The sequence below is a fragment of the Agrobacterium sp. DE0009 genome, assembly GCF_007680755.1.
Taxonomy (GTDB): Bacteria; Pseudomonadota; Alphaproteobacteria; order Rhizobiales; family Rhizobiaceae; genus Agrobacterium; species Agrobacterium tumefaciens_B.
Genome location: NZ_VEIU01000003.1, coordinates 377888 through 394114, shown reverse-complemented (window position 1 = coordinate 394114; position 16227 = coordinate 377888). Strand labels below are relative to the sequence as shown.

Below are 16227 nucleotides of genomic sequence, written 5' to 3'. Positions count from 1 at the left end.
TTCTCAGCGGGCCGTTTTCATTTCACGCTTCACCAAGAGCACAAAGCGGATGGTGAGAAGAACCGCGGCTGTCGAAAGACCGATCACGAAGCCGAACCATACGCCGCGTCCGCCAAAGCCGAGCGGAAAGGCCATGGTCCAGGCAAGCGCCAGCCCGATCGGCCAATAGGAAATGAGCGCCAGCATTGCTGGTATGCGCGCATCCTTCAACCCGCGCAGCAAGCCTGCCGTGACCGCCTGAATGCCATCGACGAGCTGGAAGATGCCGGCAATCACCACGAGGCTGCTGGCATAAGCGAGAACTTCCGCGGCTTCCGGCAATTTCGGATCGAGGAACCACTTCGCCAGGAATTCCGGCACCGCCGCAAACAGGATGCCGCCGCAGATGGCGATGCCGCAGGCAATGGCGTAGATCATGATCGAGGCACGGATGAGATTCCTGAAATCCCCCTGCCCCCGCGCTACGCCCACACGAACCGTTGCCGCCTGAGACAGACCGAGCGGAATCATGAAGGCGATGGAGGCGAGCTGCAGGGCAATACCGTGGGCCGCAAGCTGCACCGTGCCGATCTGCCCCATCAGGATAGAGGCAGCCGCAAACAGCGTCACTTCGGCAAGAATGGTGATGCTGATCGGCAGGCCGAGACGGAGCACTTCAAACAGCGCATGCCAGTCCGGCCGCCAGAAGCGCACGAAGAGCTCGTATTTCTTCGTTTCCTCCCGCGTCTGCACATAAGCGACGATGAAGATGAAGCTGAAGGCGTTGACGATGACAGCAACGACGGCCGCGCCATTCATGCCCATGGCGGGTAGGCCGAAATGGCCAAAAACCAGCGCATAAGCCAGTATACCATTCATCACCAGCATGATGATGGTGGCATAAAGAATGATGCCTGCCCGGCCGATGGCGCTGACAAGGCCGCGCAGCACATAAAACAGCAGTGCCGGCAGCAGGCCGAACTTGGCGATGGCGAGATAATGGCCCGTCAGCGACGCCACATCCGGGTTCTGCCCGAGCGCAACCAGAATCCGCTCGGCGTTCATGAAGATCGGCAGCGTCAGAAGCCAGTAGGCGATCGCCACCCACATGCCCATGCGCAGCGAGCGGCGCGCAGATGTTGCATCGCCTTGTCCGTAAGCCTGCGCCACCATGGGCACAACCGCGACAGAGAAGCCCGTACCAAAAATAAAGACGACAAAAAAGAACTGCCCGGCCAGCACCATCGCCGCAAGCTTCTCAGCCCCCAGCTGACCGACGATCACCATATCGGTGGTATGGATGCCAAGTTGCGCGAGCTGCGCGCCAATAAGAGGAATTCCGAGAACAAGCGTAGCCTTGAAATGCGAAAACCACGACCCCGATCCGGACGGAACGGTTCCAGCAACAACCGACGAAGACATTGTATTTCACCCGAACATTGGCCGTTGCCCGCGATTTGCGCAACGGCAGCTCGAGATGAATAAAATAATCGCTGCCTCCACGCAACCGGCAGCAGTGGATGGTTAAAAATTAAGCAGCAACGACGCGTTACCGCAAGGTCGGAAAAGACGCACCATCTAAACATAAGTTTAGTCGAATTTTACCATTCATCATTATTCGTTAGAACATCTGAGAGTGCTTTTAAAATCATAAGCTGCATGACGCAGAATATTCCCGCCTTTGAGGCATGTTTTCCCAACCACTGTTCATGATGACCTTATCGGTACATCCGGCTTCAAGGATCTGTAGCTTGCCGAAGAAAACAAATCTCATGACGCGCATTCTTGTTGCCGCGTCATCTCTCGTCGTCGCTGCCTTTGCGTGCTTCTCATATTATATCGACAGTCTGCAGCATCGGGTAACAACCGAAGCCGTGGCGGACAATATTGATTCCTCCGGCAAGCAGGCAGCGCAAAGCATCTCCAACTGGTTGAACGGCCGCATCATGCTGACGGAGACAGTGGCAAAGACGCTTGCCAAGCTTCCGGAAGACGGTGCCAAGCTGGCGTTCCTGGAAAACGACGTGCTGACGGCGCAGTTCATGTCGACCTATTTCGGCAATGCCGAGACCGGCACCTTCACCACCTTCCCCAAGACACCGCTGCCGGAAGGTTACGATCCGCGCAAACGCCCATGGTATCTGGATGCTGTGAAGGCTGGCAAAACTGTTCTCACCGAGCCCTATAATGACGCCTCGACCGGCGGGCTCATCATCACGGCCGCTATTCCGGTCTCCGTCAACGGCAAGCTTGCCGGGGTGACAGGCAGCGATTTCTCGCTCGACTCCCTGGTCAAGATGATCACGTCCGTGGATGCCGGCAAGGACGGATATGCCTTCCTCGTCAGCAAGGACGGCAAGATCCTCATCCACCCCGATGCAAAATTCGTCGACAAGCCGCTGACCGATCTCTTCAAGGTCAATACGCCGGCAATTTCCTCTGCCATTTCCCAGACCGAAATCGACGGCAAGGGCAAGATCACGAGCTTCATTCCGGTTGCGGGCCTGCCTTCGGTCGACTGGTATCTCGGCTTCGTCGTCGATTCGGATGTTGCCTATGGCGCCATCGGACAGTTCCGCATGGCCGCGACCATCGCCACTATTCTCGCGGCAGCTATCATGATCGGCCTTCTCGCTACAGTTCTGTCTCGCTTCATCGTTCGCCCGGTGACGCAGATGACATCTGCCATGGAAGGCCTGGCTGCCGGCAACCTCGATGTCGCCATTCCCGGCCAGGAACGCACCGACCAGATCGGCTCCATGGCTGCGGCCGTCGCCGTGTTCCGCTCGAACGCCATGGAGCGCCTGCGGCTTGAAGGAGATGCCGAAGAAAACCGCACGCTTTCAGAACAGGAGCGCAATGAGCGGGAACGACTGGCAGCCAAGGACGCGGCCGATATTCAGTTCGCCGTCGATTCGCTGGCGAAGGGCCTTGCTCATCTCTCCAACGGCGATCTCAATTACCGTATCGATACGCCGTTTGTGTCCCGCATCGACCGCCTGCGCGACGATTTCAACAATTCCGTCGCCAAGCTGAACGCTGCGCTCAGCACCGTCGGGCAGAACGCGCTTGCGATCGATGCGGGCGCCGGCGAAATCCGCCAGTCGGCCGACGATCTGGCACGCCGCACCGAACAGCAGGCGGCTTCAGTTGAGGAAACAGCGGCGGCTCTTGAGGAGATCACGACCACGGTCAAGGATTCCGCGCGCCGCGCCGAAGAAGTCGGCCGTCTGGTTGATCGCGCGCGCAGCAATGCCGAACAGTCGGGCGTCATCGTGGAAGATGCCGTTCGCGCCATGGAAGGCATCGAGAAATCATCGTCTGAGATCAGCAACATCATCGGCGTCATCGATGAAATCGCGTTCCAGACGAACCTGCTCGCGCTCAACGCCGGTGTCGAAGCCGCCCGCGCCGGTGAAGCCGGCAAAGGATTTGCCGTTGTTGCGCAGGAAGTCCGCGAGCTTGCTCAGCGCTCCGCCAATGCGGCAAAGGAGATCAAGACGCTGATCAATGCCTCGACCTCGCAGGTGCAGTCCGGCGTCGAACTTGTCGGCAATGCCGGCAAGGCGCTGGAAACCATCGTCCGCGAAGTGCAGGAGATCAACCGCCACATCGATGCGATCGTCACCGCATCGCGCGAACAGTCGACCGGCCTTCAGGAAATCAACACCGCCATCAACACCATCGATCAGGGCACGCAGCAGAACGCCGCCATGGTCGAGGAGCAGACGGCAGCAAGCCATGGCCTCGCTTCGGAAGCGGCGGCGCTCAACGAGCTGCTTGCGCAGTTCCAGCTCGCCACGGCCTCGCGGCGGCAGGCGGAATATGGGCGTGCTGCCTAGAGGGAAAACGATATTGGCCCGGTCATTATAGCACCGGATCATGGCCAACCGTCACCCACTCTCGACGTCATCCTCGGGCTTGTCCCGAGGATCCAACCACATCTCGTATAAAAAATAGGTTGCAGATGCTCGGGACAAGCCCGAGCATGACGGAGGAGAGGTTCCAGCCTGCTTCTCACGAATCTCATGGCCGGGACAATCCGGCCATTTTTCTTCGCCACCTCCGGCAATAGACCATTTCCGCCATCGACCCGATCCGCTAGAGCTTGATCGATCATCATCATGGGGAGGAATCTATGCTGGAACTGATGTGGCGCGGCATTGCCATGGGTATTGGCGGCACCGTATTTATGGATATATGGGCAATCGTATTGCACAGGTTCTTTGGCCAGTCCGCGCCCAACTGGGCACCGGTTGGCCGCTGGTTCTGGCATGTGCCGAAGGGCCGGATATTTCACGACAGCATCGCCACGGCGGAACCTTATGAGCACGAACTGGCGCTCGGCTGGATCTCGCACTACGCGGTCGGCATCCTTTACGGCATCGTTCTCGCGCTGGTCGTCCCAACCGCATGGTTTGCCAATCCGTCCTTCATCGAGCCGTGGATCGTCGGCATCGTTACCGTCGGCGCGGGCTGGTTTCTGCTGCAACCGGGGCTGGGTATTGGCTGGGCGGCAGCGAAGACGCCGAACCCCACAAAGGTTCGCATCATGAACCTTGTCGCCCACACGGTTTTTGCGCTCGGCATGTATGCCGTCGCACTCCTGATGCGTTGATGAAAAAAGGGGGCTCATCGGCCCCCTTTTTCAGTGCTATTCTCAAATATTAGCCGAGAACGTATCGCAGTCCTCGACACGACCGCTCTGGAAACCGCGCTTGAACCATTCAACGCGCTGCGCCGAGGTGCCGTGGTTGAAACTGTCCGGCACCACGTAACCCTGCGTCTGCTTCTGCAACGTGTCGTCGCCGATCTGGTGAGCGGCGTTCAGGGCCTCTTCGAGATCGCCGGTTTCAAGAATGCCTTTTTGCTCGGTGAACTTGCCCCAGATGCCGGCGTAGCAATCTGCCTGAAGCTCCACGCGCACCGACATCTTGTTCGCATCCGTCTCGCTCATCGACTGGCGGCGACGGTTGAACTCCGGCAGGACGCCCGTCAGGTTCTGGACATGGTGGCCGACCTCATGGGCGATGACGTAGGCCTGCGCAAAATCGCCTGAGGCGCCGAAACGCTTGTCCAGTTCATTAAAGAAGCTGGTGTCGAGATAGACCTTGCGGTCGTTCGGGCAATAGAATGGGCCGCTCGCCGCCGACGCAGAGCCGCAAGCCGAAGCGACCCGGCCTGAAAAGAGCACGAGCGTGGGTTTCTGGTAGGTCTCGCCAGCAGACTGGAAGATGCCGCTCCAGGTGTCTTCCGTCTCAGCGAGCACTGTGCGTACGAAAGCTGTCGTCTCATCTGACGATTGGCCCTGCGGACGGGTGCCGGACTGCTGCGTGGTGCCACCACCATCCATGGAAAGATCACCGCCGGTCAGCAGTGTCAGCGGGTTGATGCCGAGAACCCAGCTGATCAGAAGGATGACCAGAAGGCCGCCGATGCCGATGCCGCCGCCACGACGGCCGATGGGTATACGCATGCCGCCACGCGAAAACGGATCTCCACCGGGACCCGCGGACATTCCACGACGATCCTCGATATTGTCCGACTGGCGGCGCCCTCTCCATTCCATGATAGTCTCCCCGAAAATTGCCTCAAAAGACACCGTATAACAGCAGTCTAATCAAGTTTGTTCCGGAAGAACATGGTCGATGCGGAAGCGGATTGGTTAAAGGCCCGGCCGTCGTTTTCTCAAGATGCCAAACCCCAGCAAGACGAGCACAAGCAATGTCATCGTGAGCCAGATCGGACCACCACCGCCATCGCCAAAAACGACGGCATGCATGATGCGACCGGGAATGAAGGTGAAGCCACCGGCAATCACAATGCCGCCGAGATAGACACTCTGTATGATACGTCTGTGGCGTTTGATATCGCCTTGGCGAGCGAAAGACACTGCTTTCAGACAGCCATAGATGGTGAACATGGAGAGCAGGTGGAGGGGGCTGAAGCCATAGACCATCCTTATTTCGTGGATGAAGAAGGACGAGATGGACGTCATCACCATCAAGACCACCCAGACTTTGCCGAGGAGCCGGTGTGTCGCCGTTCCCTTTCGGCTCAGGAAAACGACAATACCGAGAATTGCGGCGGGAACGACGGTGGCGACATGAAACTGCACGGCAAAAGGTGCATCAAGAAGCGGCTGTAGCGACATGGAGAAAGGTGATGTCCCGATTGAAATCATCGGCAACTTCGGCAAAACATGCGGAAAAGAAAAACTCTTTGGCGTCAACTGCAGGAAAACTTCGTGGATCACCCCTATCTGCTATCCACGCTTCGTAGAATGCACACCACCCTGCAATCGCGACGGCTGTGGCTGACATTTTTCGCCATACTGGCAATCTTCATCCTGACCGGCCCGTTCGGCACCAGCGAAACCATGAGCTTTGCCGACCGGCTGCTCTACTGGACCAGTGTGCAGGCTGGTGCCTGGATATTGGCGATCACCTTTTCCACGGTCGCGAGCGACATCCTCGCTGGCAGTATCAACAACATGCTGGCCCGCATGATGATTGGCTCTGTTGCCGCCGCCATGCCGATCGGACTTCTGCTTGCCGTGACGAACCACGTATTCTTCGGTAAAGACCTGGACTTTGCTTCGGTACCCGGGAGCGCCATCTCGGCGCTGCCGCTCTGCGTCATCTTTTGCCTGCTCAGTTATCTCGCCGTCTGCCAGTCGTTGCCCGCAGCCGAAGAGCCGGCTGACGCGGGAGAGAATGAGGGCAAAAGCGACGTACCCTTGCTGGAACGCCTGCCGCCGCAGAAGCGCGGTGCACTGCTGCGGCTTTCTGTCGAGGATCATTACACCGAAATCGTCACGACCCGCGGGCGTGAGCTCGTGCTTTTACGCTTTGCCGATGCCTTGCGGGAAATCGGTCTTGCGCAGGGCTTGCAGGTCCACCGCTCCCACTGGGTTGCAGATGCGGGCGTGGTGTCGCTTTCAAGAAAATCGGGGCGCTTGTGCGTGGTGATGCAGGGCGGCGAGGAAATTCCTGTCAGTCGCCCTTACACCTCGGCGGTACAGGCCCGTTTTGCCGCGCTTGCCCCTGCCCGTTAAGAGTTTCTGTCGATTCCGGAATTTATGGGGTTCCGTTCTCAAAAACATTTGCCTATAAGCCGCTTCTAGCCTGAAAACATTTGAATTGCGCTCCCCGGCCGGTGATCTTCCACCCTGGCCGGTGTTTTGCGCAACCGAAAAGCGGAACGAGAGAGCCCATGCCGAAGCGCCAAGATATCAAGTCCATTCTCATCATCGGCGCGGGACCGATCGTCATCGGTCAGGCATGTGAATTCGATTACTCCGGTACGCAGGCCTGCAAGGCGCTGAAGGAAGAGGGTTACCGGGTCATCCTGGTCAACTCCAACCCGGCCACCATCATGACCGATCCGGGTCTTGCCGACGCCACTTACGTCGAGCCGATTACCCCTGAGGTCGTGGCCAAGATCATTGCCAAGGAGCGCCCGGACGCGCTACTGCCGACCATGGGCGGCCAGACCGCGCTCAACACGGCGCTTTCTCTCAAGCGCATGGGCGTTCTCGACCGCTACAATGTCGAAATGATCGGCGCGAAGCCCGAAGCCATCGACATGGCCGAAGACCGCGCGCTCTTCCGCGAAGCCATGGCCCGCATCGGCCTTGAAACCCCGCGCTCGATGCTCGCCAACGCCACCGAAATCAAGGATGCCGACCGCAAGAAGCATGAAGCTGCGCGGGCGGAACTGAAGGGCAAGCTCTCCGGCCCGGACCTCGACAAGGCGCTGGACGAGCTGGAAAACCAGTGGAACCTCGGCGAAACCGACCGCAAGCAGCGTTACATGGCCCACGCCATGGCCATTGCCGCCCAGGCCATCGATCATGTCGGCCTGCCCGCCATCATCCGCCCATCCTTCACGCTCGGCGGCACCGGCGGCGGCATCGCCTATAACCGTTCGGAATTCTTCGACATCGTCTCTGGTGGTCTCGACGCCTCGCCGACCACGGAAGTTCTGGTCGAAGAATCGGTTCTCGGCTGGAAGGAATATGAGATGGAAGTCGTCCGCGACAAGGCGGACAATTGCATCATCATCTGCTCCATAGAAAACATCGATCCGATGGGCGTCCATACCGGCGACTCGATCACCGTCGCGCCGGCGCTGACGCTGACGGACAAAGAATACCAGATCATGCGCAACGCCTCGATTGCGGTGCTGCGTGAGATCGGCGTTGAGACCGGCGGCTCCAACGTGCAGTTCGCCGTCAATCCGAAGGACGGCCGCCTGGTCGTCATCGAAATGAACCCGCGCGTGTCGCGCTCCTCTGCGCTGGCTTCCAAGGCAACCGGCTTCCCCATCGCCAAGATCGCCGCCAAACTCGCTATCGGTTACACGCTGGACGAGCTGGAAAACGACATCACCGGCGGTGCGACCCCGGCATCGTTCGAACCCTCGATCGACTACGTCGTCACCAAGATCCCGCGTTTCGCCTTCGAGAAATTCCCCGGCGCCTCGCCAATCCTCACCACCGCCATGAAGTCGGTCGGTGAAGTCATGGCCATCGGCCGCACCTTCGCGGAATCGCTGCAGAAGGCGCTACGTGGCCTCGAAACCGGTCTCACCGGTCTCGATGAAATCGAAATTCCCGGCTTCGAAGAAGGCGAAGGCTCCAAGAACGCGATCCGCGCCGCAATCGGCACACCGACGCCGGATCGCCTGCGCATGGTCGTCCAGGCGCTGCGCATGGGCATGAGCGAAGAGGAAGTCCACGAAAACTCGAAGATCGACCCGTGGTTCATCGCACAGTTCAAGGCCATCGTGGATACGGAAGCCCGCATCCGCGAGCATGGGCTGCCGCAGGATGCCGAAAATCTGCGCATGCTGAAAGCCATGGGTTTCTCCGACGCCCGCCTCGCCAGCCTGACGTCCAAGCGCCCGAAGGAAGTGGCCGAGCTGCGCAACAGCCTGAACGTCCGCCCGGTCTTCAAGCGCATCGACACCTGTGCGGCTGAATTCGCCTCGCCGACTGCTTACATGTATTCGACCTATGAAATTCCCTTCGTCGGCGCCGCCCGCTCTGAAGCACAGGTCTCCGACCGCAAGAAGGTCGTCATCCTCGGCGGCGGCCCGAACCGTATCGGCCAGGGCATAGAGTTCGATTATTGCTGCTGCCACGCCGCCTTCGCGCTGAAGGACGCCGGCTTCGAAGCGATCATGATCAACTGCAACCCGGAAACGGTGTCTACCGACTACGACACCTCCGACCGCCTTTATTTCGAGCCACTGACGGCTGAAGACGTGATCGAGATCATGCGCGCCGAACAGGAAAAGGGTGAGCTCGTCGGCGTCATCGTGCAGTTCGGCGGCCAGACCCCGCTGAAGCTCGCAGAGGCGCTTGAAAAGAACGGTATTCCGATCCTCGGCACCGCGCCTGACATGATCGACCTCGCAGAAGACCGCGATCGCTTCCAGAAGCTGCTGATGAAGCTCGATCTCGCCCAGCCGAACAACGGCATCGCCTATTCGGTCGAGCAGGCCCGCCTCGTCGCCTCGGAAATCGGCTTCCCGCTGGTCGTTCGCCCGTCCTACGTTCTGGGTGGCCGCGCCATGCAGATCATCCATTCGGAAGGTCAGCTCCAGACCTACCTGCTCGACACGGTTCCGGGGCTCGTTCCCGAAGACATCAAGCAGCGTTACCCGAACGACAAGACCGGCCAGATCAACACCCTGCTCGGCAAGAACCCACTGCTGTTCGACAGCTACTTGACCAACGCCGTCGAAGTGGACGTCGACGCGCTGTGCGACGGCGAAAACGTCTTCGTATCCGGCATCATGGAACACATCGAAGAGGCCGGCATCCACTCGGGCGACTCGGCCTGCTCGCTGCCTTCGCGTTCGCTGTCGAAGGAAACGCTCGACGAACTGGAACGCCAGACGACCGCTCTTGCCAAGGCGCTCAAGGTCGGCGGCCTGATGAACGTTCAATACGCCATCAAGGACGGTACGATCTACGTTCTCGAAGTCAACCCGCGCGCCTCGCGTACCGTGCCATTTGTCGCAAAAACCATCGGCGCGCCGATCGCCAAGATTGCCGCCCGCGTCATGGCGGGCGAAAAACTCGGGCCGGCAATTGCCGCTTATGGCGAGAAGCCCGATCCGCGCAACCTCAAGCACATTGCCGTCAAGGAAGCTGTGTTCCCCTTCGCGCGCTTCCCGGGCGTCGACATCCTGCTTGGACCGGAAATGCGCTCGACCGGTGAAGTCATCGGCCTCGACACGGATTTCGCGCTCGCCTTCGCCAAGAGCCAGCTCGGCGCCGGTGTCGACCTGCCGCGCTCCGGCGCGGTCTTCGTCTCGGTCCGTGACGAGGACAAGGAAGGCGTTCTGCCCGCCATCCGCATTCTCGTGGAAAGCGGCTTCAGAGTGTTGGCGACCGGCGGCACCCAGCGTTTCCTTGCCGAAAAGGGCATCAACGCCGAGAAGATCAACAAGGTGCAGGAAGGCCGTCCGCATATCGAAGACGCCATCCGCAACCGTCAGGTCCAGCTGGTCATCAACACCACCGACAGCAACAAGGCGATTTCGGACAGCAAATCGCTGCGCCGCGCCACGCTGATGCAGAAGGTGCCTTATTACACGACGATGGCCGGCGCAGAAGCCGCAGCCCTCGCCATCCAGGCGCTGAAGGCCGGAAATCTGGAAGTGAAGCCGCTGCAGAGCTACTTCAACTAAGTACTCCGAGTTCAGCCCTCTATAAAACGCCGCGAGCCACCGGGCTCGCGGCGTTTTTGCATTGCGTAATCCAGCTGTCATCCGGCAGCGGTATCAAGACCGCGATCCCCGCGCATCGCCGGCAGTGAGGTCTACAAGACCGGATAACGCGGTTCCCTTAAATGAACCGACCATGCGTCAGCGGCAATGTCGACGCGCCAGGCCCTTCAAAAGCAATCAACCTCAACAACCGTCTTGATCCGACACCAATTTATGATATCATAAATACATCATTTTTTATGAGGTTTTCATGTCGTCTTGTATTGCAGATAAGCCGGTTTCCACCCACCACGGCTATGTTGCCGTAAGTCTGATCATTGCGGCGATCGCCATTGCCATCGGCATGCTCGCGTATCAGATCCATATCTGGCAGTCGTCCGGCACGTTTTCCTTCCTGCCACTGCTGGTCTCGGCCCTGCTGATTGGCGTCGCGGTCCTCATCGGCTTCGGTGTATTCATGATCCAGCCGAACGAAAGCGCGGTCTTTACCCTCTTCGGCAAATATCAGGGCACCGATCAGTCGGCCGGGCTTCGCTGGATGAATCCCTTCTTCAGCATTCAGCGTATCTCCCGTCGTCTCCAGACCCACCACATTGAATCGATCAAGGTCAATGATGCGGCGGGCAATCCGATAGAGATCGGAGCCGCGCTTGTTTGGCATGTCGGAGATTGCGCAAAGGCGCTTCTGGAAGTCGACGATTTCAAGAATTTCGTCGCCATGCAGGCAGAAACCGCCCTTCGCAAAATCGCCAGCCAGCACCCTTATGACAACTGGTTAGGAGGTGACGAGGGATCTGGCTATCGTTTCGCTGCGCGATGGCGGGGAAGATATAACCGTCAACCTCGTTGCTGAACTGCGCAATCGGGTCGCCGCCGCGGGCATCGAGGTCACCGACGCCCGCATCACGCACCTTGCCTACGCACCGGAAATCGCAAGCTCCATGCTGCGACGCCAGCAGGCGGCGGCGGTCATCGCGGCGCGACGCACGATCGTCAAGGGTGCCGTTGAGCTTGTAAAGGAAGCGCTTATGGGCTTGAAAGAGAAGAACATCGAAATCGACCACGAACGTCAGGCCGCCATGGTCTCCAACACGCTTATCGTCCTCGTCGGCGAAAAGGACGCAACGCCGGTTATCAACGCCGAAACATTGTACGGATAAAATTGATGGCTGGGCGCCCGCCCGGTCCCGAGCGAACAGCATTTCCGCTCCGGATCGAACCTAAAATTCTCGAAGCGGTCAAGCGCTCTGCAAGTTCAGACTTGCGGAGCGTCAACGCTCAGATCGAAATCCTGCTGCGCGAAGCGCTCTCCCGGCGGGGCGTGCTGGGCAAGAGCGACGACGGGTCGTAGCCGCCGCGACGAGACCATACTGATGCTTGACCATGTCTGCACTGGAGTTCTTCAGGCGGCCAGCGCTTCCCGCACACAGTTTCGGCCTTCGCTCTTGGCCCGATAGAGCGCGCGGTCAGCCATCTCGGCCAGTGCCTGGAGATCACAATCCGTCTCGCCGCCCGTGGCGACGCCGATGCTGATGGTCACGGCGATCCGCAACCCGCCACAATCCACTTCGTTTAAAGCGACCGCGTTGCGAATGCGCTCTCCGATCATCGTGGCCCGTTCGCTGCCTGCGCTGGGAAGAAAAATGATAAACTCCTCGCCGCCATATCGGGCGAGCACGTCCCCTCCCCTGATACTGCCGCCAATGCGCTTCGCCACTTCCTGCAGCACGCTATCTCCGACCGCATGGCCGAAACGATCGTTGATGGACTTGAAGTGATCGATATCCAGCAGCATCGCCGCGTCCGTCGGTTCAGGCTTTACCGGCATCGTCTGGAAGAAAAAGCGCCTGTTCTTTACGCCCGTGAGCGGATCGGTATTGGCAAGCACCAGGAGTTTTCGTTCGGAGCGTTCCGCAACCAGCATCATCACGAAGAGAGCGATCGCAAAATTCAGCATGATGATGAGGAAAAACGCATTGACGATATTGATGGAGGCGAGGGAGGGCGAAAGCAGGCCTTTGACCACTGAAAGCGAAATCAGCCCGGAAAGACCGGTGATGACACCAAGAGCAACACGCGAAAGCAGCGGCTCCTTCTGCCAACCGATAAGCAGCACCCATGCTGCACTAAGATAGGCCAGCGCCGCGCATGCGTTGAAGAGCATCGCGCGCAACGCATTGTTCTCGGCCACCTGAAAGGCAATGATGATGCCGATCACGGCGACGAGACAGGTCATCATCAAGGTCTTGCGCGTCACCCTTCGCCCATCGCTCAGTGTCTTTAGGCCGAGCCAGATCAGCATGTAACCCGCGATGCCGAAGATGACGCTGCCGAGCTGCCACACGGCGGGCGGCACGATTTTCCACTCGCCATAGCCGGCAAGCGTGGAGCCCACCGTCATTGCCGCAAAACCCGCCGCCAGCGTAATGGGGCCACGCAGCCCCCTGTTAGTCAGCATCAAATAAATGAAACTCAACAGGCCCACGATATAGGAGCATTTCTGCATTAAAATGACTGTTGCAAGGTCAAGTTCGCCAAGCATAATATGTCCATCTATAAATATTTTGACGGGACATATAAAATGAATCGCATAAGTTTCAATTAAAACGAAAACTTAACGACACGTAAAAACACGCGGCGCGGGTTCTGTCATGAATAAAGGCAATCCCCAACATAAATTTATTCGAATTTACTTACATAAAGTATATCGTTCTTGAATTGCGTCATTTCCATATCTTTTCGCTGTGCATCGGGGATGCGAAGAAGATAGGAAGGGTGCACGGTGATAAAAAGCGTCCTGCCCTCGTCTATCGGCAGCGGACGACCGCGCACCTCCGTGACTTTCTCCTTGCTGCCGGTCAGTGCGTAATGCGCCGTCGCACCCATTGCGACGATGAGCTTCGGCCGCACGAGCGCGATTTCCTGATTGAGCCACCAACGGCACTGCTCAACTTCACCGGCATTCGGCCGCTGGTGAATGCGCCGTTTGCCGCGGGATTCATATTTGAAGTGTTTGACGGCATTGGTGACGTAAAGGCTGTTGCGCTCGATGCCGACCTCGGCAAGCGTGCGGTCAAAAAGCTGGCCAGCGGGACCGACAAAGGGTTTGCCTGCAAGATCCTCGTGATCACCGGGTTGCTCGCCAACGATCATGATCTTTGCGTTTTCAGGACCGGCGCCGAATACCGTCTGAGTGGCATTGCAATGCAACGGGCAGCGCGTGCAATGACTTGCCTCCCGCGCCAGCGAGGTGAGCGTGCCATCAGGCACCGGTTGCGGCATCTCACGCGCAGCCGCTGCCGCCTGCAGCCTATGGTGAAACGGCTGCGGCTGGCTTGCCGCCTTGGCAGCCATCTCCATCACCCGCGCCTCCGCGCCGAGAATAAGGTCGGGAATGAGATCGGCCTCGGGCAGGTTCTTCCAGTATTTTTTCGGCATTTCCGCCGTCATGGCTTTGATTTTGAGACGCGCCGGATTGAATATATTGGCGTAATAGGTCCGCCATAGTTCATCCGTCTCATCGGTGAGATCGGGCTTTTCGGCTGGCTGCCGCGACGTCTGAAGCGCGGTCCCATCCCAACGCGCAGACCCGTTTGGCGTGGCGATCAGCCAGTCCATGTCGGTAAATCGGCGCTGAAAAAACGGCGCTGTCCGCTCCACGATGAAATGGTCCGGCTCAAACCAGGCGATAAACCGCCGCCGCCCACCCTGCCCTTGCGGCAGAGGCAACTCCTTGAAACGAACGAAAGCCGTCATCTTGTGACAGTCGCGGCGCACCGATTTCTCCAGTAGCCGCGCCTCGGCGACATCTGGGTCCGACTTGAACTGCAACAGGGCGCGATCCTGCCTCAGCCGCCACAACAGCCTGTAAAGCAAAGCAAATCGCCCCGGATCGCTGTGGCAGATGACCGCCTGCGCAAGCGCAACAAACGAAGCCGGCACCGAAATCTCGGCGGTGCCCGGCTTGAACGGGGGTAGAGGATCCCCGGCAAAGTCCAGCAACCCCGCCATGTCCCCGTGTAACCGCCAGTCGATCCGCTCAGGCGGGATATCCCCGGCAAGTGCCGCCCGGGCAGCGTCCCGCCACTCGCCAAACTCGCCCCGCCCCTCAAGGATCGGCCCATACATCACAGAAGCGACAATTGTTCAGGCTGCGGCGCAAACATGGCGCGCAGATCCGGCCGCTCGGTCAGCTTGCCTGGCGTCCAGCCCTCCGCAACGATAAAAGCCTTCACCTTCTTGAGAGAAACGCCAAAGCGGGCGACATCCTCCAGCCTTAACCGCCGGAAGCGCCGCGAAGACAGGATGGACGCGACCGTCTTCGTGCCGAAACCAGGGACACGCAGGAGGATTTCACGATCTGCAACGTTGATATCCACGGGGAACCGCTCACGATGTTTCAAGGCCCAGGCAAGCTTTGGATCAATATCGAGATCAAGCATGCCGTCTCCGCCAATCGCCGTGATTTCGCCGATATCGAAACCGTAAAAGCGATAAAGCCAATCGGCCTGGTAAAGCCTGTGCTCCCGCATCAGCGGCGGCTTGATGAGCGGCAGGTTTTTCGATGAGTCCGGAATGGGGCTGAAGGCCGAATAATAGACACGTCGCAAGCCGTAGCTGCCATAGAGCCGGGCGCTGGTGGAGAGAATGGTGCTGTCGTCAGCCCCATCGGCCCCCACGATCATCTGCGTGCTCTGCCCGGCCGGGGCAAAACGCTTGGTCTTTCTCGTCCTGACAGTCGGCTCCCCCGCCTCCTCTATCTTCAGCCGGATATCAGCCATCGAGCGGCGGATGTTGGCCGGCTGCTTCTCCGGTGCGAAACGGCCAATGCCGCTGTCGGTCGGCAATTCGATATTGATCGAAAGGCGGTCCGCATAAAGCCCCGCCTCCTCGATGAGTTTGGGCGATGCTTCCGGAATGGATTTCAGATGGATGTAACCGCGAAAACCATGCGTCACGCGCAGCTCGCGAGCAACGCGCACCATTTCTTCCATCGTATGATCTGACGACCGGATGATGCCCGACGACAGAAAAAGCCCCTCAATGTAGTTGCGCCGGTAAAACTCGAGCGTAAGCCAGACCACTTCTTCCGGCGTGAAGCGCGCCCGCTCCACATTGCTGGACGACCGGTTGATGCAATAGGCGCAATCATAAATGCAGAAATTGGTGAGCAAGATCTTCAGGAGCGAAATGCAGCGTCCATCGGGAGCGTAAGCATGGCAAATGCCCGACCCTTCCGTGGAACCCAGACCGCCTGATGCTGCAGAGTTTCGTTTGGTCGTGCCACTCGATGCGCAGGACGCGTCGTACTTCGCTGCGTCGGAGAGAATGGCCAGCCGTTGCCTGATCGACTTCTTCATGGATATGTTCTCTATATGTTCTATTGAAGATTGTCAATCTTGGGGAACAAGATATTGATAATATTATGGAATAATCACGCCTGAAATTTGCTGGCCTTTCGCGGTCGTCTTCTGATATAGTCGGCTCAGATTTGATTTTGGCATG

At 58.7% G+C, this 16227-nt stretch carries 13 protein-coding genes; 7 read left to right on the top strand and 6 right to left on the bottom strand.

The annotated features are described in order from the left end of the window. Nucleotides 1–3: 3 nt before the first annotated feature. Nucleotides 4–1401, bottom strand: coding sequence for an MATE family efflux transporter (locus tag FS804_RS14645; protein ID WP_144577287.1), 1398 nt, complete (start codon nucleotides 1399–1401; stop codon nucleotides 4–6). A 329-nt stretch (nucleotides 1402–1730) separates the two neighbouring features. Here FS804_RS14645 and FS804_RS14640 point away from each other — a divergent pair, with 329 nt between their 5' ends. Beyond that, complete coding sequence (locus FS804_RS14640) at nucleotides 1731–3821, top strand: methyl-accepting chemotaxis protein (protein WP_144577286.1); 2091 nt, start codon at nucleotides 1731–1733, stop codon at nucleotides 3819–3821. Between the two features lie 296 nt (nucleotides 3822–4117). After that, nucleotides 4118–4597 carry a DUF2938 domain-containing protein gene (locus FS804_RS14635; protein WP_063950640.1) on the top strand — a complete coding sequence of 160 codons (480 nt, stop codon included), beginning with the start codon at nucleotides 4118–4120 and terminating at the stop codon, nucleotides 4595–4597. A gap of 42 nt (nucleotides 4598–4639) precedes the next feature. Here the strand turns inward: FS804_RS14635 and FS804_RS14630 are convergent, their stop codons facing one another. Beyond that, nucleotides 4640–5548, bottom strand: a complete 909-nt coding sequence (locus FS804_RS14630; RefSeq protein WP_063950641.1) for a neutral zinc metallopeptidase — start codon at nucleotides 5546–5548, stop codon at nucleotides 4640–4642. Nucleotides 5549–5644: 96 nt separating this feature from the next. After that, entirely contained in the window at nucleotides 5645–6133 is a 489-nt protein-coding gene (locus FS804_RS14625) for a DUF2306 domain-containing protein (RefSeq protein ID WP_144577539.1), read from the bottom strand. 93 nt (nucleotides 6134–6226) lie between these two features. On the opposite strand from FS804_RS14625, the gene FS804_RS14620 reads away from it, so the two are divergent. From FS804_RS14620 to FS804_RS14600, 5 genes are all read left to right on the top strand, one after another. Further along, nucleotides 6227–7036, top strand: coding sequence for a LytTR family DNA-binding domain-containing protein (locus FS804_RS14620; RefSeq protein WP_246665891.1), 810 nt, complete (start codon nucleotides 6227–6229; stop codon nucleotides 7034–7036). Nucleotides 7037–7194: 158 nt separating this feature from the next. Further along, on the top strand, nucleotides 7195–10683 hold the full coding sequence (gene carB, locus FS804_RS14615; protein WP_063950643.1) for a carbamoyl-phosphate synthase large subunit: 3489 nt from the start codon (nucleotides 7195–7197) through the stop codon (nucleotides 10681–10683). A 289-nt stretch (nucleotides 10684–10972) separates the two neighbouring features. Further along, a complete protein-coding gene (locus tag FS804_RS25445; RefSeq protein WP_144577284.1) occupies nucleotides 10973–11575 on the top strand; it encodes an SPFH domain-containing protein in 603 nt (200 codons plus the stop codon). Next, nucleotides 11505–11882, top strand: a complete 378-nt coding sequence (locus FS804_RS14605) for an SPFH domain-containing protein (protein WP_144577283.1) — start codon at nucleotides 11505–11507, stop codon at nucleotides 11880–11882. Before FS804_RS25445 ends, FS804_RS14605 begins: the two co-directional genes overlap by 71 nt. Before the next feature lie 5 nt (nucleotides 11883–11887). Next, nucleotides 11888–12073, top strand: coding sequence for an Arc family DNA-binding protein (locus tag FS804_RS14600; protein WP_063950799.1), 186 nt, complete (start codon nucleotides 11888–11890; stop codon nucleotides 12071–12073). A gap of 51 nt (nucleotides 12074–12124) precedes the next feature. Here the strand turns inward: FS804_RS14600 and FS804_RS14595 are convergent, their stop codons facing one another. The 3 genes from FS804_RS14595 to FS804_RS14585 all read right to left on the bottom strand — a co-directional run bounded on the left by FS804_RS14595 (nucleotide 12125) and on the right by FS804_RS14585 (nucleotide 16082). Then, entirely contained in the window at nucleotides 12125–13264 is a 1140-nt protein-coding gene (locus FS804_RS14595) for a GGDEF domain-containing protein (RefSeq protein WP_144577282.1), read from the bottom strand. Between the two features lie 137 nt (nucleotides 13265–13401). Next, nucleotides 13402–14850: a UdgX family uracil-DNA binding protein gene (locus FS804_RS14590; protein ID WP_144577281.1), complete on the bottom strand. Its 1449-nt coding sequence runs from the start codon at nucleotides 14848–14850 to the stop codon at nucleotides 13402–13404. Further along, nucleotides 14850–16082, bottom strand: coding sequence for a putative DNA modification/repair radical SAM protein (locus FS804_RS14585; protein ID WP_144577280.1), 1233 nt, complete (start codon nucleotides 16080–16082; stop codon nucleotides 14850–14852). Before FS804_RS14585 ends, FS804_RS14590 begins: the two co-directional genes overlap by 1 nt. Nucleotides 16083–16227: the final 145 nt, after the last annotated feature.

Coding starts and splice junctions, on each gene's coding strand:
- FS804_RS14645 (WP_144577287.1), bottom strand. CDS start 1,401: ATGTCTTCGTCGGTTGTTGCTGGAACCGTTCCGTCCGGATCGGGGTCG.
- FS804_RS14595 (WP_144577282.1), bottom strand. CDS start 13,264: ATGCTTGGCGAACTTGACCTTGCAACAGTCATTTTAATGCAGAAATGC.
- FS804_RS14630 (WP_063950641.1), bottom strand. CDS start 5,548: ATGGAATGGAGAGGGCGCCGCCAGTCGGACAATATCGAGGATCGTCGT.
- FS804_RS14625 (WP_144577539.1), bottom strand. CDS start 6,133: ATGTCGCTACAGCCGCTTCTTGATGCACCTTTTGCCGTGCAGTTTCAT.
- carB (WP_063950643.1), top strand. CDS start 7,195: ATGCCGAAGCGCCAAGATATCAAGTCCATTCTCATCATCGGCGCGGGA.
- FS804_RS14590 (WP_144577281.1), bottom strand. CDS start 14,850: ATGTATGGGCCGATCCTTGAGGGGCGGGGCGAGTTTGGCGAGTGGCGG.
- FS804_RS14585 (WP_144577280.1), bottom strand. CDS start 16,082: ATGAAGAAGTCGATCAGGCAACGGCTGGCCATTCTCTCCGACGCAGCG.
- FS804_RS14635 (WP_063950640.1), top strand. CDS start 4,118: ATGCTGGAACTGATGTGGCGCGGCATTGCCATGGGTATTGGCGGCACC.
- FS804_RS14600 (WP_063950799.1), top strand. CDS start 11,888: ATGGCTGGGCGCCCGCCCGGTCCCGAGCGAACAGCATTTCCGCTCCGG.
- FS804_RS25445 (WP_144577284.1), top strand. CDS start 10,973: ATGTCGTCTTGTATTGCAGATAAGCCGGTTTCCACCCACCACGGCTAT.